We start from the raw sequence: 22106 nt of genomic DNA on the forward strand, positions 1-22106 counted from the left end.
GATAGAAAAATGATATATAAATAAAAACTCCCACAGTGAATCTGTGGGAGTATATTATATAAAAATAGTATTCCAGAAAAGTAGATTATCAGATTTTTAGTTCCAGCGCAATCATGGCTTTTACGGCTTTGGCTATACCTTCCGGATCAAAGCCACATTCCCGATGGAGTTCTATCTGTTCTCCATGTTCTACTACTCTATCAGGTATACCCAGACGTTTCAATTGAGCATGGTAATCATGGTCTGCCATAAACTCTAGTACTGCACTGCCAAATCCGCCCATTAGGCAACCATCTTCTACTGTAATTACCTTGCTATAGTTTGAGAAAATCTCATGTAACATAACCTCATCCAGTGGTTTGGCGAAACGCATGTCATAATGGGCAGGTTTAATTCCTTCCTCTGCCAGTAACTCAGTGACTTTGGCTATATAATTTCCAATGTGCCCGATAGTTACTATGGCAACTTCCTCTCCATCCTGTATTTTACGACCCTTCCCAATTTCCATTTTCTCAAAAGGAGTTTTCCAGTCAGCCATAACACCTTCACCTCTTGGATAACGGATTGTTATAGACGACTTATGGTTTTTGAAGTCAGGAAGTTGTACTGTATACATAATGTTACGTAACTCCTGTTCATTCATAGGAGAAAATACAATCATGTTCGGAATACAACGCATATAAGCAATATCGTATGCTCCATGATGCGTAGGGCCATCAGCACCTGCAAATCCTGCACGATCAAGGCAAAAGATAACAGGAAGCTCCTGAATGGCTGCATCATGGATGACCTGATCGTATGCCCGCTGCATAAAGGAAGAATAAATGTTGCAGAAAGGTATCAGACCCTGAGTGGCTAAACCAGCAGAAAAAGTTACTGCATGCTGTTCTGCAATACCCACATCAATCGCACGATGAGGCATTGCCTTCATCATAATATTCAAAGATGATCCAGAAGGCATAGCAGGTGTAATACCATAGATCTTATCATTCTGCTCTGCCAGTTCTAGTATAGTATTGCCAAATACATCCTGATATTTAGGTGGTTGCGGTTTATCATATACTTTCTTACGGATCTCCCCTGTTACCTTGTCAAACAGACCTGGTGCATGCCATTTAGTTTGTTCTTTCTCAGCAGGAGCATATCCTTTCCCTTTTACAGTAACACAGTGAAGTATCTTAGGGCCAGGTATATCCCGCAAGTCCTGCATCACGCTTACCAGATGATCTATATCATGTCCATCAATAGGACCGAAATAACGTAGATTCAGTGATTCGAAAAGATTGCTTTGTTGTAATAAGGCTGCTTTGATTGCATTCTCAATCTTGGAAACAATTTCCTGGGCGTTCTTACCAAATTTGCTGATCTTGCCTAAGGTATTCCAGACTTCGTCTTTTGCTTTGTTGTATAGACGGGAAGTTGTAATATCTGTCAGGTAATCTTTGAGTGCTCCTACATTGGGATCAATAGCCATGCAGTTGTCATTGAGCACAATTAGAAGATTTGTATCGGATACACCGGCATGGTTCATCGCCTCAAAAGCCATCCCAGCTGTCATGGAGCCATCTCCAATGATAGCGACATGCTGGCGGTCTTTCTCATTTTTATAGGCTGAGGCTACGGCCATTCCTAATGCAGCGGATATAGAAGTAGATGAGTGACCTACACCAAAGGTATCATAGGGGCTTTCTTTACGTTTTGGGAAACCCGATATCCCGCCATACATTCGGTTTGTATGAAATACCTTGCGTCTGCCAGTTAATATTTTATGTCCATATGCCTGATGTCCTACATCCCATACCAACTGATCATAAGGCGTATTAAAAACATAGTGAAGAGCCACTGTCAGTTCGACTACTCCGAGACTGGCTCCGAAATGTCCACCGTAAACAGAAACTGTATCGATAATGTATTGACGTAATTCAGTACACACCTGATAAAGTTCAGAAGGATCTAATTTGCGCAAATCATCCGGTGTTTCGATTTGTGCTAGTAGTTTACCGGGTTGTATTAACATTTCAGAAAGAAGGATAAATGTTGTTGATGATCGGCCAAGCGTAGAACAATAAATCTTTTACAAAACAATAACCTCTTTAATAATAACTGGTAAAGGTAAGTAAATGTTTCAGAACGATAAAAGATTTACAAATAACCCAAATAAATTCTTCGTTAAAGAGTATAAATTCTTCGATGAAGTAATTGAATGCCAATACTTAGGAACTTCAATGCCAACATAAATAAAATCGTCGTCTATTCTAAACCATAAAATTGAGCAGATGTACCACCTAATATCTGGTTTTGTTCCTGTTGTGAAAGTGACTGAATATAGTCTATAACAAGCTGTATTGTTTTTTCATACGGAGAGGCTACCAGACATACAGGCCAGTCTGAACCTATCATCAGACGCTGTGGGGTAAATGCCTCAAGTACTGTATCAAGATACTTACGAAAATCCTGAGGAGTCCAGATTTGCCAGTTGGCTTCGGTTACCATACCAGATAGCTTACAATAAACATTGGAATGAGAACCTAATTGTAGTATGTTTTTGCGCCAGTTGTCAAAGCCTTGTCCATTCTTGATATCGGGTTTGGCAATATGGTCAAGTACCATAGGTTGATCAGGAAACTTCTCAACAAATCGGATCGCCATAGGCAATTGATGATGATAGATCAGGATATCATAGGTGAGATTATGTTGTGCTAGTTGCTCGATTCCATTCATGAAAGCTGGGCGCAGCATAAATTCAGGGTCACTTTCTCCCTGCACAACATGTCTGACACCTACAAACTTAGATTGAGAAGCGAATTCGGAAAGTGAGTCTGACACAGTATCAGACTGAAGATCTACCCAACCTACTACGCCTTTGATGAAGGAGTAGTCTTCTGAAAGACCTAGTAAAAAATAATTTTCATCCAGTGTCTGTGAGGCTTGTACTGCTACACAGCCATCAAATTGCATTTTCTGTAATTCCGGTTGCAGGTCTTCAGGCATGAAGTTGCGTCGGATGGTGGCCATATCATCACTGATCCAGCCAAATTCTTCAGGAGTATATAACCAGAAATGCTGATGTGCGTCAATTTTCATGATATAACTATTGGGAGTGTATTGATCATACAACTCCCAATAATACATAAATTATTGATTCTTGTATACTACTCCTTCTTTCATTACAAAGGTTACATTTTGTAATGTCTTAATATTCTGAAGAGGATTCTCATTGGTAGCCACAATGTCTGCAAATTTACCAGATTCCAGAGAGCCAAGCTGATCTTTCATGCCCAGAATTTCAGCAGGAATAATGGTAGCACATTTAATGGCCTGCATAGCTGGCATTCCTGCTTCTACCATATATTCAAATTCTTTCGCATTTTTTCCATGCAGAAATACACCTGCATCTGTACCAAAGGCAATTTTTACACCAGCTTTATAGGCTTTGGCAAAAGTTGCCTGAATCTGTTTGCCTGTTTCTATTGCTTTGGGTATAACCAGTGGATGATAATATCCTGGAACCTTGGCTGAGTCCGCTACAGTTTTTCCAGCAATGATAGTAGGTACATAATAGGTTCCATATTTTTTGAATAGTTCAATGGTTTCATCATCCATGAACGTACCATGTTCTATGGTGGTAATACCCGCTTTGATGGCTCTCTTCATGCCTTCGGCTCCATGGGCATGAGCTGCTACATGAAAGCCGTAATCTTTGGCGGTTTTTACAATAGCATCCAGTTCATCTTCCATAAATTGGGGTGCTTTTCCACTTTTAGCAATACTTAATACACCGCCAGTTGCAGTGATTTTGATACAATCTACTCCGTCTTTGTATCGTTGGCGAATAGCCTGACGGGCTGCATCCGGACTATCCACCACTCCATCACTAGTAGCAGTTGGAAACTGAATATCAGATCTCCATCCATTGGTAGGATCACCATGACCACCTGTAGTAGCAATAGTTTTACCAGAAGTAAAAATACGGGGCCCTACTACCAGACCTTTGTTGATGGCATTGCGCAAAGAAATATTTACGCCACTACCACCCAGATCGCGAACAGTAGTAAAACCTGCCATTAGGGTTGTCATCGCATGCTTCTGTGCTTCAAAAGCTATATCCGCCTGGCCATAACTCATGCGTTTGAGATATTGATCTTTGCTGGTTTCGCTTTCCAGGTGTACGTGCATATCTGTAAAGCCAGGCATAACGGTTTTATTTTTGAGATCCACTACTTTTTCATCTGCGGCAGGATTCGTATATCCTTTGTCGATACGAATGATTTTTTTGCCCTCAACTACAAGAGTCATTTGAGTTTGTGTATCGTTACGGACACCATCTATCAGAGTGCCACAATGGAGCAGTGTTTTTTGGGCAAAGGCACATGTGGCCCATGCAAAAAGGGCTGCAGAGTAAAGAATTTTCTTCATACGTAAGAAAGGTAATTGGTTTGTTTGGTAAAGGTATGTGCTTCAATCAGCTGGTTAAAAAATATAATCTCTTTGTTATTAGCTGGTGTGATCCACGACAATCTTCCACTTGCCATTGACTTTACGCCACAGTAATGTAAAGTGACCATTAGCATCACCTACCTGAGGACGTGTCAGAAAAAATTTGCCAATAACAAAGGCTGCATCCTTACTTACTATATCAACCTTTAAAATTTCAAAGCGTAGTGTTCCTCGGGCTGCGGCATCAGGATAACTTTTCTGATAACGCTCCAGTGTTGATTTCCATCCATAAACAATACCCTTGCTTCCAATAAACTGGAGAGAATCAGATTGTAAGTAGCCATCCATAAACTTAATCAGATCTCCCGTATTCCAGGCCTTCACCTGTTCGTCCATGGCCTTGAGTATAGACTGTGAATCAATATTTTTTTGTGCGGATGCAGTAAAGCAAAAAAGTATACAGGAAATAATGGATAAGTAGATAAACTTCATAAATAAGAAAGTTGAAGTGGTATAAAACTAGAGTTGACTTTCTCAATTACGTGAAAAGCAGACTTTTTGTCAATAATTCGCTGGTCTATTTAAAATACAATGTAAATAATCCATTTATTGGAATATGACAGAGGAGAAAAATCAAGTATCTTATTAAAATAACAACATGATTTGTCAAGGGTTTCCTCCTAATGAGCCTACTACCAGTACTTTTATCATAAAAAGCTCTCTTCTTTAAATTTGTTTTCAGATTTAGTCAAAAAGAGTACAATCTGTTTCTCCTAAAAAAAGATTATTTCTTACTTCCTGATAACTTTGTTAGTTTCAGTACTTTGGTTACCTGAAAAATAGACAGAGGATTTATAGAGAACTTAAACACTATTTCTGGTTTATGGATAGATTTTCTTCAGAGTCTCTTTTAGACAAGCGTGAATTTGTGCGTCAGGTTATCACTCCTACTACCTGGGGAAAAAGACTGGCAAACTATATCATCGATTTTATTCTAAGCTATATTATAGCAGTGATTGTTATGATTATAATTGGGGTGGTCTGGGGTGCACTAATAGACGAAGATATTATTTCAAACATAGATGAGATAAATAGTTTGGTTGATAGACTGATTACATTTTTTTTTCAGATTACCTGCTATTATATTCCTTTGGAGTACTTTTCTGGGAAGACAATTGGAAAAATGATTACACGAACCAAAGTAGTGACAGAAGAAGGTGAGAAACCTGACTTTGGAACTATTGTTGGCCGTAATTGTGTCCGAATTATTTCTTTTGAAGTGTTCTCTTTTCTGAGTGAAACACCAGTTGGCTGGCATGATAAAGCATCTGGTACAATGGTAGTAGATGATATACCATTGTATAATCTGGATAGCTTGAGACAGGAATCTATTAACTTTTACGCAGAAGACGAAAAATACTAATCATAATAAAAGAAAAACCCCGTTATATTAAGAAATAGCGGGGTTTTTCTTTTGTTGTGATTAACAACGGTATTTTATTGACCTGCATCCCATGCTTTTTGTCTTTGTTTTTCTACTCTTGCAGAAACACTAATACTTATTTCATATAAGAAGAATAAAGGCATTGCAACCAGAATCTGGCTGATCATGTCAGGCGATGGTGTAATAATCGCTGCAATTACCAGAATTACAACATACGCATGGCGACGATAATCCCGCATGAGAGAAGGTGTAACAACCCCTGCTTTTGAGAGGAAGAACACTACCATTGGCAATTGAAACATCGCTCCACAAGCTACTGTAAGAGTGGCAAGGATGGAGAAATACGAACTGATGTTAAACTCATTTGCAATACTTTCATCTAGCTTAAAGTTTGCTAAAAAGTTTATTGTCAAAGGAGAAATTATATAATATCCAAATAAAACCCCAGATAGGAATAAGATAGTAACATAAAATACAGATCCTCTTGCTGCTCTTCGTTCTTCAGGACGTAGGCCTGGTTTAATAAAGCTCCAAATTTCCCAAAATGCGTAAGGAAATGCGCCTATTAAACCTGCCAGAGCTGCTGTTGTTATATAAGTAGTAAATTGGCCACCTACTGTAGTATTCTGTAATATAAAGTCAAGCTTATCTACACATAAACCATCTACATGAACTTCACCTGCCAATTTACAAAGCATACGATAGGTCCAAAAGTCTGTACGTGTAGGTCCTAAAAGTACTTCATGAAATACAAAGTCCTTGAAGTACAACGCTGCAATTGCAAAAATGAAGATAGATGCTACAGAGCGGATGATATGCCAGCGCAACTCTTCCAGATGGTCAATAAATGACATCTCTCGTTCGCCTGGATTTGACTCTTCTTCGTCATTATCGTAGTAGGATGTCTGAGATTGTGTGTTCTCTTCCCAACTGTTCTCGTATGTCGGCTTCACAGATAAGATAATTTGTTAAGTAACAGAGTTTATATTTTATATGGTACTACTTCATTTCTGCACAAAGATTTACGCCAGAAAAGTACCAAGGCTTTACAAAAATACTCAAATTGCAACATTTTATTGACAACAATCCTTGAAATCTGAGAACTTCAGATAGAAAACGAAAATCGGGTGTTTTAGTATGAGTCCCAATCCATCATTTTTGACAGAAATTCTACTTGAAGAATATACCTATCATTTACCTGAAGAGCATATTGCCGTTTTTCCGGTTGAGCCACGGGATCAGTCCCGTTTGCTGGTTTATAACAAAGGTAATATTACACATACGAATTTTTACAAAGTAACGGATTTTTTGCCTGAAGGTACACTATTAGTTTTTAATGATACCAAAGTAATTCCCGCCCGTCTATATTTTCGGCGGGACACAGGGGCTTTGATTGAAATTTTTCTGTTACAGCCTCAAAACCATAGCCAGACAGCCCACGAAGCCATGCGGCAAACAGGTAGTTGTGCCTGGCAATGTATGATTGGAAATAAAAAACGCTGGAAAGAAGGAGAGGCTCTGAAAGTATTGCTGGCTGTTTCTGTTACAGAATCTATAGCTGTTGAAGCTGTATTGATAGATGTAACCCAAAATCTGGTTCGTTTTTCCTGGTCTCCTGCTGAATTACCTTTTTCTGAAGTGCTGGCAAAGTTAGGAGAGATTCCATTACCACCTTACCTTAACCGTAAAGCAAGTAAAAAAGATGAAGAGACGTATCAAACTGTCTATTCACGAAACGAAGGAGCTGTAGCGGCACCAACTGCTGGTTTACATTTTACAGACGTTGTTTTTGCAGAGTTGAAAGCAAAAGGTATAGAAACAGAGTTTATTACATTGCATGTAGGGGCAGGTACATTTCAGCCTATCAAAGAAAAAAATGTATGGCAGCATCCTATGCATGTCGAACAGATTGTTTTTACTAAAGCTAGTCTGGAAAAGTTTCTACAAAAGCCAGAGTCTATTTTTGTGGTAGGAACTACTTCTATGCGGAGTATGGAAAGTCTGTACTGGTATGGCGTGAAACTGCTCAGACAGGAAACCACTACTTTTTTCATTGAGAAAGTCTATCCCTATCAAGTAAACGGACAATTACCAACTGTCAGCGAATCTTTTCAGGCTATTTATGAGTATATGCAGCAACATAATCTGGAAGAGATACTAGGTGAAACGCAGATTCTCATTGTACCTGGTTATCAGTTTAGAGTATGCAAAGGGTTAATTACTAACTATCACCAACCTGGAAGTACTCTTATTTTGCTGGTTGCAGCATTTGTAGGACAAGACTGGAAACGTATTTATCAGGATGCATTGAGTAATGGCTATCGGTTTCTGAGTTATGGCGATTCATCTGTACTTATTCCTGGATAAAAACGGACAACATGTGTCCATTATCGGACATATAAAACGAAGGCTCTTTTAGTAAATGCCTCTTTTTACTATAGAAAGAGGCATTTTGTTTTTTGGCAATGCATTTGTTCTACCGAAATGGAAGTAATGTCTGGTAGTAACCATCCTGATACATGCAACCATCTTCGTCAAAGCAATCTTCCCATTTACAATGTAATCCACCTCTCTGGATGGATCGCCTGCTGGAAAGATTCTGTGCTCCCCATTTACTGGAAGAGGTACAAGGAGATCTGCATGAACGATATCATTTGCGTGTCAGAAAAAAAGGGATACGTTATGCAAACAGACTTTACTTTCGGGAGGTCGTTAGTTATCTGAGGCCTTCCGTTATCCGACGTAGAAAAACACTACAAACTCTGACTACTGATATGCTACAAAACTATCTGATCATCGCCTTTCGTAATCTTTGGCGTCGTAAAGCTTTTACATTTCTAAATGTATTTGGACTTGCCATCGGTATTGCCACTGCCCTGTTGATTATGTTGTATGTACAGCATGAATTTAGCTATGACCGGTTTAATGAGAAGGCCGATCAAATAGTCCGGGTTGTATTCAATGCAAATACACATGGAGAACATATCGCAGAATCCCATGTGATGCCTCCTACAGCTCGGGTACTGAAGTCGGATTATCCGGAAGTACTGGACGCCACTCGTTTGCGTTCTGGAGGATCTCCTTTGGTCTCTTATAAGGAGAATACTTTTAAGATCAATGGGTTTGCTTTTGCAGACTCTAACTTCTTTCAGGTGTTTACACTGCCTTTTCTGCAAGGAAACCCTAGAACGGCTTTGCTTGAGCCCAATAGTACTGTCATTACCAAAGAATTAGCCAAACGTTATTTTGGAACAGAAGACCCAATAGGCAAGATGTTGGTGTTTAAAGAACTGAATGCTACCTGTAAAATAACAGGAGTAATAGAAACAATCCCTACCAACTCTCACTTTCATTTTGATCTGTTTGTTTCCATGAGCAGTCTGCCTGAGGCTAAGTCAGATTCATGGATGTCATCAGAGTTCTATACCTATCTGGTACTGCCTAACGGATATGATTATAAGAAACTTGAAAGCAAGCTGGATTATACTGTAGATAAATACATGAGTCCACAGATGCAGGTAGCAATGGGAATGAGTACAAAAGAGTTTCGGCAGAAAGGAAACAGTATAGGTCTGTTCTTACAACCACTGACAGATATTCACCTGCATTCTAATTTCTTATATGATCTAAGTCCGGCTGGCAATATTCAGTATATCTATATCTTTAGTGCAATTGCCCTCTTCATGGTACTTATTGCCTGTATCAATTTTATGAATCTTTCGACGGCAGGCGCTGCCAAACGAGCCAGAGAAGTAGGTATGCGTAAAGTGCTTGGCTCTGTAAAATCCGAACTGATAGGGCAGTTTCTGTTGGAGTCTATTCTACTCACATTGTTTGCATTGGGTATCGCTATTGGCTTGGTATATCTGGCCTTGCCTGTGTTTAATCAGCTGGCAGGCAGAGAACTGAGTTTACACTTTGTAAAAACTCCCTGGTTGTTGCCTGGGCTGCTTTTATTTGGCATTCTGGTTGGAACTATTGCTGGCAGTTATCCTGCCTTCTTCTTATCTTCCTTTAAACCCATACAGGTGTTGAAAGGCAAATTGGTAACAGCTCGGGAAAGTATTGGATTACGTAGCGGTCTGGTTGTTTTTCAGTTCTGTGTCTCGATCTCTTTAATGATAGGAACAACCATTGTTTATCAGCAACTTTCGTACATTCAAAATAAAGCGTTGGGATATGAAAAAGATCAGGTATTGATTATGCGGGAAACCTGGCGACTAGCCAAAAATGAAGATGTCTTTTATCAGAAATTGCTGCAAGACTCACGGGTGAGTAATGCAAGCATTTCTGGGTATATACCTGCAGGTAATTCTTACAATAATAATTTTTTTATTACAGGTGAAGACAATCCTAACAAGATGGTAAAAACACTTCGCTATGGAGTAGATTACCGCTATCTGGCAACGATGGGTATGAAAATCATACAGGGACGAAACTTCTCAGAACAGTTCGCCACCGACTCTACTGCCATTATTCTGAATGAAACGGCAGCCAGAAGTTTTGGCTGGAACAACCATGCTATTGGACACACTCTCACAAATTCTGACAATAATGGAAAGAAAACTGCTTATCATGTGATTGGGATTGTGCAGGATTTTCATTTCAGATCATTACATGAACGTATCTCTCCGTTGGTAATGGTACTGGGGCAAAATCGGGGAACTATGCTTGTGAAGGTAAAAACAAAAGATGTGGTAGGTTTAGTATCATCACTGAAGCAACAATGGACAGCTCTGGGAGTAGAAGCACCTTTTGAGTACTCCTTTCTGGATACTGATTTTGAGGCGGTATATCAGGCAGAACAACGAATTGGACAGATTGTAGGGATATTTTCGGGCCTGACCATATTTGTAGCTTGTCTGGGCTTGTTTGGGTTAGCAATGTTTATGGCCGAACAACGTAAGAAAGAAATCGGTATTCGTAAGGTGGTTGGTGCGTCTGTGAGTGATATTGTAACCTTGTTTGCCAAAGATTTCTTAAAACTTGTTGCTTTGGCAAATCTCATAGCCTGGCCATTAGTATATTATGCCATGAGTCTTTGGTTAAACGATTTCGCGTATCACATTGATATAGCCTGGTGGGTGTTTGCATTCTGTGGAGTTTCTGCAATTCTGATAGCTTTGTTTACTGTAAGCTCTCAAGCAATTAAAGCTGCACATGTAAATCCTGTGAAGACATTACGAAGTGAGTAAAATAAATGATACTGCATGGTATTCACCGCAACTAGGATATTTGCGGTGAATACCGCTCAAAAAAAGTTTTGCTGTGAGTTATGCATAAGAGGACTCTTGTAGAAGTTGTTTAGGATAATCTTATAAGGCAGATTTAATACAAGTTCTATAAGAACTAAAAATACCTGTGCTGCGCCTTCTCCCATCGTTGGTGTTATCACCAACGAGTTGTTTCCCATTATGCAGGTTGGTGATAACACCAACCTGGGGCGTGAAATTGAGGCTCGCTACAAAATCTGTTCGTTGAGCTGGTTTAAAACTTATCCTAAACAACTTCGTAGTGAACTCACGGCAAAACAAAATCTGCGGTGAGTTCAACATAAACTCTCTATTGAAGGAGCCAACTGCTTTGCCTCAGTCAAAAAATCTCTTGCACTGAATTATGCACAAGGGAAATCTTCCAAAGGGAGTTATTATCGCCTCTTACTTATAGATGACGAAAGTCTTTAGTCTAATCTAATTTCTATCTTAATCGTTGACGTATTGCTTCATAGATCATTACTCCGGCAGCAACAGAAACATTCAGAGATGAAATCTGGCCAGCCTCTGGAATTTTGACCAATGCGTCTACTTTACGAATCAGTTCATTGGTAATACCATCTTCTTCTGAGCCCATAATGATAGCCGTAGGGACAGTAAGATCTGATTCATATAATAGTTTCTCCGCTTTCTCTGTACATCCTATTACCTGCAATCCGGACTCCTGCAGGAAAGAAACAGTTCGTACTAAACTTTCTTCCCGACAAACCGGAATAAAATTCAAGGCTCCTGAAGATGTTTTGACAGCATCTGCATTGATTTGGGCAGCTCCTTTGGCAGGAATGACAATCGCATGTGCACCCGCACATTCAGCAGTACGAGCTATCGCACCAAAGTTACGAACATCTGTTACCCGATCCAGTATCAAAATCAAAGGTACCAGACCACGTTCATATACATCACTGATTACATTGTGGAGTTTGGCATAGTTTACAGCAGATACAAATGCAATCACCCCTTGATGGTTTTTACGGGTAACACGGTCCAGTCGTTCCTTAGGTACACGAGATATAGGCACATTAAATTCATGGGCAGCCTGTAGTAATTCAGCCAGGTTTCCGGCTGTACTCAGATCCCGTTGTATCAATAATTTATCTATTTCTTTACCAGCCCGGATGGTTTCGATCACAGCCCGAATGCCAAAAACAAGATCTTTGCTCAATGAAAAGAGAATTAGTATGAAAACAAAATAAGCGAAAGAGCAAAGGTAGGTAGTGCAGGGTAGAATAAAAAGTTTGGTAAGCAGAGATATGCTTGAAAATTGTTACAACAAACACAATAGGCGAAGCTGAGACATAAAACAAAGCTGTTTTTGACTTTTCCTATTATTTCTAAAGTAAAATATAACCTGAAGTAGTAGTTTGTTTAGTATGAAGTGTCTTACAGCGGATGAATATGCCTATAACTTTCTATCCTGTTTACCTCCTGCAGATAAATCTAAAAGTTGGTTATTATCGTATATAACAGAGAGGAAACCCTATATTTTTCTCAGTTCAGGATACGTTCTTAGAATATCTTTTAGTGATCCGCAGAAATGAACAATAAGGTTGTATTGAACAAAGATATCATTGCATGATAGTCTAGTAAATAGGAGTATTGTTTTTGTGTCATTCTTTTTTTAAGGAATATGCACTAGAATTGCAAAAGTATTATTTACTTTTACATAATTTGACTATAAATAGCATCTTTTGCTCTTTTAAACCTTATTTTCTGTGCAAACAACAACCATTACCAAACTATCTATTGTTATTCCGGCATATAATGAAGGCAGAACTATCCACTTCATTTTAAATAAAATTAAAGCGGTACAACTACTTAATAACATTGAAAAAGAAGTTATCATTATCAATGATTGTTCAAAAGACAACACAGAAGATGCTATTCTGAATTATCAGCGAGAAAATCCAGATCTCCCTATTACCTATTTTAAACACGAAGTAAACAAAGGCAAAGGAGCCGCCCTGCATACAGGGATCAGTAAAGCAACCGGCGAATATGTAATTATCCAGGATGCGGATTTAGAGTATGATCCGCGTGAATATAATATTCTGTTACAACCTGTCCTGGAAGGTTTTGCAGATATAGTATTTGGTTCACGCTTTATGGGCGGTAACCCACACCGTATTTTATTCTTCTGGCACACCATTGGTAACAAGTTTCTGACATTTCTATCCAATATGTTTACTAACCTGAACCTGACTGATATGGAAACATGCTATAAGCTCTTTCGTACAGATATGATCCAGGCAATTAAGCTAAAAGAAAATCGGTTTGGTTTTGAACCAGAAGTAACAGCAAAAGTGGCTCGTATCCCTAATGTTCGTATTTACGAAGTAGGTATATCTTATTATGGACGTACTTATGCAGAAGGGAAAAAGATAAACTGGAAAGATGGTTTTCGTGCCATTTATTGTATTTTAAAATATAACCTGTTTGCCTGATTTTGTTATAAGAGAATCTTATCGAAATATCAGGTGAAACAGACTTACCTTTTCTTATTTGGGAAGGATTAATTTAAAGATTTTACAGAAAGTCTCAATAATCAATATTTTATGAAAAAAAGTATACTATTTCTTTTAATGGTCTTGGGGGGGCTTCTTGCAGATTTTTCTGCATCGGGGCAAGCACCTAAAATTACAAGCCCCGCAGTTAATAATGGTGGAATAGCGAATAATATAGATCCATATAACTGGAGTGTAGTAGGTCAATATAATCGTACAGGTGTTCGAAGAATAAGAATTGCTGTATTTGGTGCTTCATCTGATTATACAGACATAAATAATGCTGTTTATTTAACATCACGTTCTGTTGCATCGCCAGCATCTGGAGCAACATATACTTTTACAATTTCTGATTTAGTACTTGAAGATCCATTTGATAGTCCATATAGAGTTATAGTATATACAACGACATCTACAGCCGCAAATCCTACGTATGATCAAAGTAGCTATATCTTTGTTAATCTTGTTGCACCAACCCCTGCAAATCCGTTAATTGTGACCCCAACAAATAATTCTACAGTTACACTCTGTCAGGATTTAACAATTACAGTTAATGGGAATTATACAGGAGCAAGAAGATTAAGTTATAAGGTATATCCTACTGCAACTCCAAGTGCTCCTATTGTAGATAGCAATACTGATGGAACTGATGTGGGTTTTGCAAATGCATCGGAAGCTAAAACTAACTATGATCTTCCCGCTATTCCTTTAGCATCACTTACTCCAAACACTCCTTATACAATAGAAGTTTCAACTTTTGATCCATTGGATAATCAGATAGGATCAACAACCTCATCAACTTTTACAACAGGAGGAACTATAAATAATACACCTGTCATTACATCACCTATAAATGGAGAAACAAATGTTTCAGTTGATCCTACGATTAATATAAATGCATTTACAGGTTGTGGAACGCTTACATCTGCAGATATTACTATTGACAAAGGCTCTGCAAGTTCTCCAGCAGACTGGGCTGGGAGTGATAGTCAAAGTCAAATATTAAGTGGTACAGGGCCTTTTTCTTGGTCCCCTACTACAACATTAGCTTTTGGTACCAGCTATCAGGTTCGGGTAAGATTTATAGTGGGAGGAACCCCATATGTAACCATTCATACCTTTACAACAGTATCTGTTGTTGCTACTATTACCTCACCTTTAAATAATGCAACCAACACGCCTACTTGTAATCTGAGTGTAAATGTAGCTGCGATTTCTCCTGCTCCTATTAATGGTAAAGAGTACCGTTTACAATTAAGATATAAACTAGCTTCTGCAAGCAATTACTCAGGTCTTCAGACAACATTTACGCCTATTGATGGTGATGCAGCTAACTTTGGTCCATACACAGTTGCTATTCCTGTGAGTGGAAGCTTGACTCCCAATACAGCTTATGACATTGAAGCTCAATATCAGGTAGACCTGTCTGGAACTAATACATGGAGCAGTTATGGTAATCCCTATACTGTACGTATAACAACCGGTCTAGGAACACCAAACAATCCAGTAATTACTGCTCCGATAGCCAATGCTACCAACGTTTCTATCAATCCTACAGTAAGTGTAAATGCGTACCCAGGTTGTGGAACCCTTACATCTACAACTTTTGAACTGGATACTGTTTCCAGTTTTAATAGTTCTGCTAAACAAACCAATACACAACCTGCAGGTAATGGACCTTTTACATGGTCTCCTAACACATTGGCCTATGGAACTACATATTATCTGAGAGTCAAATTTATTCGGGGAGCAATTGAAGAAGGATCTACAACAATCAGTTTCACTACAGAGCCTCTTGTTCTTGCGACACCTTTACTGGTTTCACCTGCAGATGAATCGACGCTGGATCTATGTTCAGATGTGGTTGTAACAGTAAATGCAAACAGTATCTCTGCACGAAGTTTAGTATTTAAAGTGTTTCCAATAGGCCCTGGACCTACTGTTTTCGAACAAACCTATAACTTTGCCGATGGTACTGCAGCAACTACACCTTTTACTATAACACTTGCCCGTACATTATTTTCAGACAATACACATTATCTGGTTGAGTTAACCACCCGGACAGGTGCCAATAACTCAGGTATACTGGTTGGACAATCCTACAATGACTGGTTTACAGGAGTGAATCAATCTGGCACAGTAGCTAATACACCAGTAATTACGTCTCCGGCTGATGGTGCAACTATTAACACAGTAACACCTACTATTGTTATTCAATCTCCGTTTGCAGGTTGTACATTGAACTCTGTGTTGTATGAGATTTTGGATGGAACAGTTGGAAATACAGTAGTGGCTTCTCAAAGTTATACAACCGCTACGTATAACTGGACTGTGCCTTCTTTCCTGACAGCAGGTAATACCTATCGTGCACGGGTTACATATACTACAGCCAATGGTACTTTCAGTGATGTCAATACCTTCACTATTACACCAACACCAGGCGTTTCTATTCAAAGCCCACTTTCATTAACAGGATTAAATCCTTGTGGATTCCCTGTGATTGTAAATGCCTATCCAGGTGCCAATACGATTAAGGTGGAATACAGACAAAAACCTGCTGGCTCTTTTGGAACAGCTTTCTACAGCACACCTAGTGGTTCAGATTATACATTCTCCTTTGATAATACACAATTACTGGCGAATACAAATTATGAGATACGTTTGACTGCTGGCAATGGTACAGGAGGAAGCTTTACAGCTATTACTGGTTCTGCTACATTATTTGATTTCAGTACTGGCGGTGTTGGAGGAACTTTAGAGCCAACATTATCCTCTCCTCTTGATGGTGCAACAGGGGTTTCTGTGACTCCTACCATTACATTTGCCCCTTATCAGGGAGATTGTGGTACAGTTACTAATTACTCTATTGAAATAGTACCTGTTGGTGGTTCAGGTGATTGGTCTACAAGAGCTGGATATTATTATGCAACATCTACAAATCCATCCTTTGCTATTCCAAATGGAATTTTGGCTGCTGGAACGACATACAAGATTCGTATTGCTACAGCGGTAAGCTTGAATGGAGCAAATATAGGCTATTTTGGCAATTATGATGGCACAGATTCAGATCCAGGTATCTATACATTTACTACTGTTAACCCACTGGAAACGTATCTGGAGTTGGTTACCAGTACATCGAATGTTGTTGGTGGTGAGACCTATCTGAATAGTTTGAATCAAACTTTGCAGGTACTTGCAGTATCTGGAGCAACTCAGTATGAGATTCAACTGAGTAAGGATTCTACATTTACATCCACTATCAATTACTCCGCAACATCTTCAACGAATGTGTTTTCATTCATTAGTTATGCTGGAACCCTTGAATCTGGAGATAAATACTATATACGTGCGAGAGTATCAGCACCTTCAGTTGGAGCATGGACAAGTGCTTCCAATGTTAAGCATGTTTACAACTCTTTATATCCGTCAGGTGCAGATAGCCCTGTTGGAAATATAGGTGCTAATACAACAAAACTTCGTGGCTGGCATGTAAAGAATGCAACCTCTATGTTTTTCCAAATCGCGACAGATGCCGCCTTTACCAATCTTGTAGATGCACATGGTCCTTATGGTCCTATCTCAACAGATCCGGCAGGTGGTGGAATTGCTTATGAACGTTATTCCTATAAAAAATGGGTAGGTAGTACATTAACAACAGTTGATGCCTCAACAATTAACACTAACTTCCAAGCTTATACTATTCTAGGTGAGTATGATTATGTTCGTTATCTCAAACCTGGGCAAACGTATTATCTTCGGGTGAAAAATGCACGAACAACTGCTAATGGCACATATTTACAGACAGGTTATTGGGGATGGACACAATCATTTACAGTTCCTGCTTATACTCGTACAAATACAATCTCAATGGTTGGTTCACTGACAAATATGTCTGTAAAGCCTACCATTTACTTTACGACATCACCTGCGAACGTATTTAACGTAACATCTTATCAGATGCAGATTGCAACAGATGCAGCATTTTCAAATGTAGTTGTTGATCGGATTCCAGCTACTCTACCAATAGTTGATCTTACACCTGCTCTTAATTATAATACTACTTATTATATAAGAGTACGTTCTCAAGCAACTAATGATCCTGTAGGACCAACCAATTGGTCTGCATGGTCTGCTACGACTACCTTTAAAACAACAACAGCTCCTGCTGGAAGAGTTGCCGCTGCAACTACTAGTTTATCAGGAGATGAAGAAAGTCAGTCTGTAGCTTATCCTAATCCATTTAACAGCACTGTTTCTGTGACATTGAAAGCACAGTATGCAGCAGTGACTGTTAGTCTGGTAGACCAAACGGGTAAAGTAGTAGATCAAACACAGGCTACAGGTGGAAATACGGTAGTGCTGGGTAAGAGATCTTCTCAAGGACTTTATCTGATCCGTATCGCAGATCAGACAGGAGTAAAAGAGACTATTAAGGTAGTGAAACAATACTAGTTCTTTAAAGAACCGAAACTTTTGAAAACGTAGAAGTGTAGTCGTAGTACTATGCTTCTACGTTTTTCTTTTTAACTTTGGCCAGTAAAATCCTGTTTCAGCGAAAATCACACTATTGTGCCAACTGTTTTAGCCATTATACCAGCTCGTCAAGGCTCTAAGTCTATCCCTCATAAAAATATCCGTTCTATCGCAGGCAAGCCTATGCTGGCCTATTCCATAGAACATGCCTTAGCTTCAAAGAAAATAGATCGTGTGATTGTCAGCACTGATAGTGAACTCTACGCTGGCATCGCAAAGCAATTTGGGGCAGAAGTCCCATTCCTGCGGCCAGATACTATCTCTCAGGATCACTCAACTGATCTGGAAGTATTTCAGCATACATTGCATTGGTTAAAGGAAAATGAAAATTATATTCCGGATATCTGTGTTCATTTACGGCCTACCCATCCGGTTCGTAACCCTGCAGACATTGATACGATGATTGATATAATTCTGTCTGATAATACCTTGGATTCTGTTCGCTCTGTAGTAGAAAGCCCTGAAACACCTTACAAAATGTGGTTTCAGGATGAGGCAGGTAAACTAAGCCCTGTCATTAAAACAGATATACGGGAAGCCTATAATCAACCCCGGCAGATACTACCTAAAACTTATCTGCAAAATGCCTCCATTGATATTGTACGCACCAGTACATTACTGGAAAAGGATTCCATGACAGGTGATCGTATACAGGGGTATATCATGCAAGAAATCTTTGATATTGATTATGAAAGTCAGCTTAGTGAAGTATCTGCGCGTCTTAACTCTGTAGCTAACGATGTGCCATCTGGCCACACTAAAAAAGTTAAGTCTTTCTGTTTTGATATTGATGGTGTGATTGCTACTCTTACACCTGACAATGATTATACAAAGGCCGACTGTAACCCAATGATGGTTGCTGCCGTAAATGCACTTTATGATGCTGGACACGAGATTATATTATTTACAGCACGTGGTACCAAAACTGGAATCGACTGGTCAGAAACCACCCGTGAGCAGATGAAACGCTGGGGAGTGAGATACCATGATCTTCGATTTGGCAAACCAGCAGCAGAATATTATATAGACGACCGGATGTTATCTTTTGATGATCTCTACAAACTGGTTAAGAAATAAATTAGTAGTTCGTTATACCTTCTATGCCTTTTCATCCATTAACTTCTTTACATGTATATGAATCCTCTTTTTAATGATCTTTTTATATTCGAGATGGCCAATAATCACCAGGGCGATGTGAATCATGGCCTTGCGATTATCCGGGAGATGGGAAAAATTAAACGGAAATACAATATCAATGCAGCTGTAAAGTTTCAATATCGTCAACTGGATACATTTATCCATCCTGATTACCGCAACAATACAGAAGCCAAACATATTAGCCGTTTCCTAAGTACAGAATTGTCTCTGGATGATTACTATACAATGGTAAAAGCTACCCGTGAAGAAGGCCTTGTTACCATCTGTACTCCATTTGACGAAGAGTCTGTGGACATTATTCTGAAACATGGTATTGAGATTATTAAAGTAGCCAGTGCCAGTGCAGATGACTGGCCTTTGTTGCAGAAAATAGCTAAAGCCGGGAAACCCATTATTGCTTCTACAGGTGGATTACTAATGCCGCAAATAGACAATTTGGTTAGCTTCCTGCGTCACCGCACTGTAGATTTTGCCGTGTTGCACTGTGTAGGAATTTATCCAAGTCCTGACAATGTATTGCATCTTAATTTCCTTGAAAAGATAATCCGTCGTTATCCGGATGTAACTATTGGCTATTCAGGCCATGAGGCACCTGACAACACAGATGTAGCTAAAATTGCTATTGCTAAAGGAGCTAAGATTCTGGAACGCCACGTAGGTTTGCCAACAGATACCATCAAACTGAATAACTACTCAATGAATCCTGAACAGGTAGATCAGTGGATTGCAGCTACCTTACAGGCCAAGGTGATTTGTGGAAATAATGAAAAGTCTGTAACACAGGCAGAAATAGATTCGTTATTGTCATTAAAGAGAGGTGTTTTCGCTAAGCGAGCCCTAAAAAGCGGACAGGAAATTACTGCAGATGATGTCTTTTTTGCTATGCCATGCCAGCCGGGTCAACTTACTTCAGGAGAATTTGGCCGTTATCGGGCAAAGTGGAAAGCATCAAAGGATTATAAAGTAAACGAAGGAGTCTTTGAAACAAATCCTCCGGATTTATATACCCAGATCAGGGGTATTATCCATCAGGCTAAGGGGTTATTTACAGAAGCAGGAGTTGTATTAGGTGATAATTATGAAGTTGAGCTTTCACATCACTATGGTTTGGAAAACTTTGCCACTACAGGTTGTCTGATTGTAAATATCATCAATCGGGAATACTGCAAAAAACTAATTGTTGTTCTGCCAGGCCAGTCACATCCATCTCATAAACACAAGAAGAAAGAAGAAACTTTCCAACTGTTATATGGTGACTTGAAGGCACAGTTAGAAGATCGTCAATATACTCTTAAACCTGGAGATCAGTTACTGGTAGAACGGGAAACATGGCATTCTTTCAGCTCTGAAAAAGGGGCAATCTTTGAAGAAATTTCTACTACACATTTCCGTAACGACTCTTTCTATGAAGATGAACGCATTGCTGCTTTAGATCCTATGCAACGTAAAACAGTGCTGGAAGAGTTTTAAAAAGTAACAAATCTGATTGCTGATCCCTCAATGCTCATAAAGGTATTGAGGGATTTTTTTGTCCATAGATTTTATCTTTGATATCTGATTAAATTTATTGTATTATAGCTTTATACATCTTAGAACAAACAGTTTGATTACAAACAACATGGTCAAACCGCTCACTGTTGAAGAACTCATTCAACTTTCGTTGCAACTTCTTACTGCACCCGGAGACTCCCCTTTGTTTACACAATGGACATTGGCTATAACAAAGGCATCTTCCAAAACCTTGATAGAACTTATGGCTAGATTGCCTATGTCAAATGTGGAGCTTTCGAATCAGGAGTTCGAAAAACTACGAACTCTATATCCAGCCATTCTGGCAGCTATAGAGTCTAGCAATACAGATGATGCCGTATGGGCTATTGAGAAGATTCAGGGACAATTTGAACAACTAAATAAACGTATCAATGTCCTTATAGTTGTCTCGGGGTTGGTTGTGTTTTTAATGATACTCCTGTTGATACTTAAGTAATAAGCCAGTTATCCATTTTCTGAATAACTTCCTTGTGTTTAAGCAATAGCCATGTCAATTCTTGCCTAAACTGATCCGGGTATATTACTTCAAACTCCGGCATTCGACTTCTACCTTCGAACTGTTGTTCAAATACTCTGAAAGGGAGATACAGATCACCTAAATAAATTTCCTTGTCCTTATTTTTAGTACCCTTTACAGAAATATACACTACTGGATGACGCAAAATTACATCCGGATAAAGGTATATCTGAAAGGATACAGAATCTTCACACTCCTGCGAACAATCACCATACACACCATTCTCATAGCTATTTCGTACGACATGATATTGGATAATAGACAAGTCAGGAATGTCTTCTATACTAAGCGGAATATCATCAATATGTATATTCATCGATTATATATAGGTGAAGTATAATGGTCAAATCGTAAACCTAGTGCTTATTTTATTAAAGCGTTCATAAGCAAAATGTTAAGAACGATCTACTAAAGTACATAAAATGCCTAAACATCACACCAATATTTTTCTTACCCAATCGTTCTTAGTAAAAACAAAAAGTAGCAAAGATACTACTGGCACAGATTTTGGATATATCTATTATATTGAATGTATTATTTAAAGAATATCGCTATGGCAACTCTCATATTAATTGGATGCTTTATTCTTTTTGTGGGTCTCGTAATTCGTAATACAGAACATCATATAGGATAATTGAAGCCACAGGCAATGGTATGTATTGCCTGTGGTTTTTTAAGTATATAAGTATACA

At 38.9% G+C, this 22106-nt stretch carries 15 protein-coding genes; 8 read left to right on the forward strand and 7 right to left on the reverse strand.

Going from position 1 to position 22106, the window contains the following annotated elements:
* Window positions 1–88: 88 nt before the first annotated feature.
* The 4 genes from dxs to QNI15_RS21950 all read right to left on the reverse strand — a co-directional run bounded on the left by dxs (window position 89) and on the right by QNI15_RS21950 (window position 4929).
* Entirely contained in the window at window positions 89–2017 is a 1929-nt protein-coding gene (dxs, locus tag QNI15_RS21935) for a 1-deoxy-D-xylulose-5-phosphate synthase (RefSeq protein WP_314033523.1), read from the reverse strand.
* A 233-nt stretch (window positions 2018–2250) separates the two neighbouring features.
* Complete coding sequence (locus QNI15_RS21940) at window positions 2251–3132, reverse strand: amidohydrolase family protein (protein WP_314033525.1); 882 nt, start codon at window positions 3130–3132, stop codon at window positions 2251–2253.
* 3 nt (window positions 3133–3135) lie between these two features.
* Window positions 3136–4416 (reverse strand): metal-dependent hydrolase family protein, encoded by a 1281-nt coding sequence (locus QNI15_RS21945; RefSeq protein ID WP_314033527.1) that lies wholly within the window; start codon window positions 4414–4416, stop codon window positions 3136–3138.
* Window positions 4417–4494: 78 nt separating this feature from the next.
* Complete coding sequence (locus QNI15_RS21950; RefSeq protein WP_314033529.1) at window positions 4495–4929, reverse strand: YybH family protein; 435 nt, start codon at window positions 4927–4929, stop codon at window positions 4495–4497.
* A gap of 391 nt (window positions 4930–5320) precedes the next feature.
* Here QNI15_RS21950 and QNI15_RS21955 point away from each other — a divergent pair, with 391 nt between their 5' ends.
* Window positions 5321–5860 (forward strand): RDD family protein, encoded by a 540-nt coding sequence (locus QNI15_RS21955; RefSeq protein ID WP_314033531.1) that lies wholly within the window; start codon window positions 5321–5323, stop codon window positions 5858–5860.
* A gap of 74 nt (window positions 5861–5934) precedes the next feature.
* On the opposite strand, the gene tatC is transcribed toward QNI15_RS21955, so the two are convergent.
* A complete protein-coding gene (gene tatC, locus QNI15_RS21960; protein WP_314033533.1) occupies window positions 5935–6834 on the reverse strand; it encodes a twin-arginine translocase subunit TatC in 900 nt (299 codons plus the stop codon).
* A 184-nt stretch (window positions 6835–7018) separates the two neighbouring features.
* Here tatC and QNI15_RS21965 point away from each other — a divergent pair, with 184 nt between their 5' ends.
* Entirely contained in the window at window positions 7019–8248 is a 1230-nt protein-coding gene (locus tag QNI15_RS21965; RefSeq protein WP_313991486.1) for an S-adenosylmethionine:tRNA ribosyltransferase-isomerase, read from the forward strand.
* Between the two features lie 152 nt (window positions 8249–8400).
* On the forward strand, window positions 8401–11076 hold the full coding sequence (locus tag QNI15_RS21970) for an ABC transporter permease (RefSeq protein ID WP_314033535.1): 2676 nt from the start codon (window positions 8401–8403) through the stop codon (window positions 11074–11076).
* A 502-nt stretch (window positions 11077–11578) separates the two neighbouring features.
* Here QNI15_RS21970 and rlmB read toward each other — a convergent pair.
* A complete protein-coding gene (rlmB, locus tag QNI15_RS21975; protein ID WP_313991480.1) occupies window positions 11579–12316 on the reverse strand; it encodes a 23S rRNA (guanosine(2251)-2'-O)-methyltransferase RlmB in 738 nt (245 codons plus the stop codon).
* A gap of 550 nt (window positions 12317–12866) precedes the next feature.
* Between rlmB and QNI15_RS21980 the strand changes: the two genes are divergently transcribed.
* The 5 genes from QNI15_RS21980 to QNI15_RS22000 all read left to right on the forward strand — a co-directional run bounded on the left by QNI15_RS21980 (window position 12867) and on the right by QNI15_RS22000 (window position 21333).
* On the forward strand, window positions 12867–13595 hold the full coding sequence (locus QNI15_RS21980) for a glycosyltransferase family 2 protein (protein ID WP_313991478.1): 729 nt from the start codon (window positions 12867–12869) through the stop codon (window positions 13593–13595).
* Between the two features lie 111 nt (window positions 13596–13706).
* Window positions 13707–18107 carry a beta strand repeat-containing protein gene (locus QNI15_RS21985; RefSeq protein WP_314033537.1) on the forward strand — a complete coding sequence of 1467 codons (4401 nt, stop codon included), beginning with the start codon at window positions 13707–13709 and terminating at the stop codon, window positions 18105–18107.
* Window positions 18108–18224: 117 nt separating this feature from the next.
* A complete protein-coding gene (locus QNI15_RS21990) occupies window positions 18225–19265 on the forward strand; it encodes an acylneuraminate cytidylyltransferase family protein (protein WP_313991472.1) in 1041 nt (346 codons plus the stop codon).
* A gap of 57 nt (window positions 19266–19322) precedes the next feature.
* Window positions 19323–20816 carry an N-acetylneuraminate synthase family protein gene (locus QNI15_RS21995; RefSeq protein WP_313991470.1) on the forward strand — a complete coding sequence of 498 codons (1494 nt, stop codon included), beginning with the start codon at window positions 19323–19325 and terminating at the stop codon, window positions 20814–20816.
* 148 nt (window positions 20817–20964) lie between these two features.
* Window positions 20965–21333 (forward strand): hypothetical protein, encoded by a 369-nt coding sequence (locus QNI15_RS22000; RefSeq protein ID WP_314033539.1) that lies wholly within the window; start codon window positions 20965–20967, stop codon window positions 21331–21333.
* Here the strand turns inward: QNI15_RS22000 and QNI15_RS22005 are convergent.
* Window positions 21326–21730 carry a hypothetical protein gene (locus QNI15_RS22005; RefSeq protein WP_313991465.1) on the reverse strand — a complete coding sequence of 135 codons (405 nt, stop codon included), beginning with the start codon at window positions 21728–21730 and terminating at the stop codon, window positions 21326–21328. The genes QNI15_RS22000 and QNI15_RS22005 overlap by 8 nt on opposite strands.
* Between the last annotated feature and the right edge of the window lie 376 nt (window positions 21731–22106).

The sequence above is a fragment of the Xanthocytophaga flava genome (genome assembly GCF_030068545.1).
GTDB classification, from domain to species: domain Bacteria; phylum Bacteroidota; class Bacteroidia; order Cytophagales; family 172606-1; genus Xanthocytophaga; species Xanthocytophaga flava.

Coding starts and splice junctions, on each gene's coding strand:
- dxs (WP_314033523.1), bottom strand. CDS start 2,017: ATGTTAATACAACCCGGTAAACTACTAGCACAAATCGAAACACCGGAT.
- QNI15_RS21940 (WP_314033525.1), bottom strand. CDS start 3,132: ATGTATTATTGGGAGTTGTATGATCAATACACTCCCAATAGTTATATC.
- QNI15_RS21945 (WP_314033527.1), bottom strand. CDS start 4,416: ATGAAGAAAATTCTTTACTCTGCAGCCCTTTTTGCATGGGCCACATGT.
- QNI15_RS21950 (WP_314033529.1), bottom strand. CDS start 4,929: ATGAAGTTTATCTACTTATCCATTATTTCCTGTATACTTTTTTGCTTT.
- QNI15_RS21955 (WP_314033531.1), top strand. CDS start 5,321: ATGGATAGATTTTCTTCAGAGTCTCTTTTAGACAAGCGTGAATTTGTG.
- QNI15_RS21965 (WP_313991486.1), top strand. CDS start 7,019: ATGAGTCCCAATCCATCATTTTTGACAGAAATTCTACTTGAAGAATAT.
- QNI15_RS21970 (WP_314033535.1), top strand. CDS start 8,401: ATGCAACCATCTTCGTCAAAGCAATCTTCCCATTTACAATGTAATCCA.
- QNI15_RS21985 (WP_314033537.1), top strand. CDS start 13,707: ATGAAAAAAAGTATACTATTTCTTTTAATGGTCTTGGGGGGGCTTCTT.
- QNI15_RS21995 (WP_313991470.1), top strand. CDS start 19,323: ATGAATCCTCTTTTTAATGATCTTTTTATATTCGAGATGGCCAATAAT.
- QNI15_RS22000 (WP_314033539.1), top strand. CDS start 20,965: ATGGTCAAACCGCTCACTGTTGAAGAACTCATTCAACTTTCGTTGCAA.
- QNI15_RS22005 (WP_313991465.1), bottom strand. CDS start 21,730: ATGAATATACATATTGATGATATTCCGCTTAGTATAGAAGACATTCCT.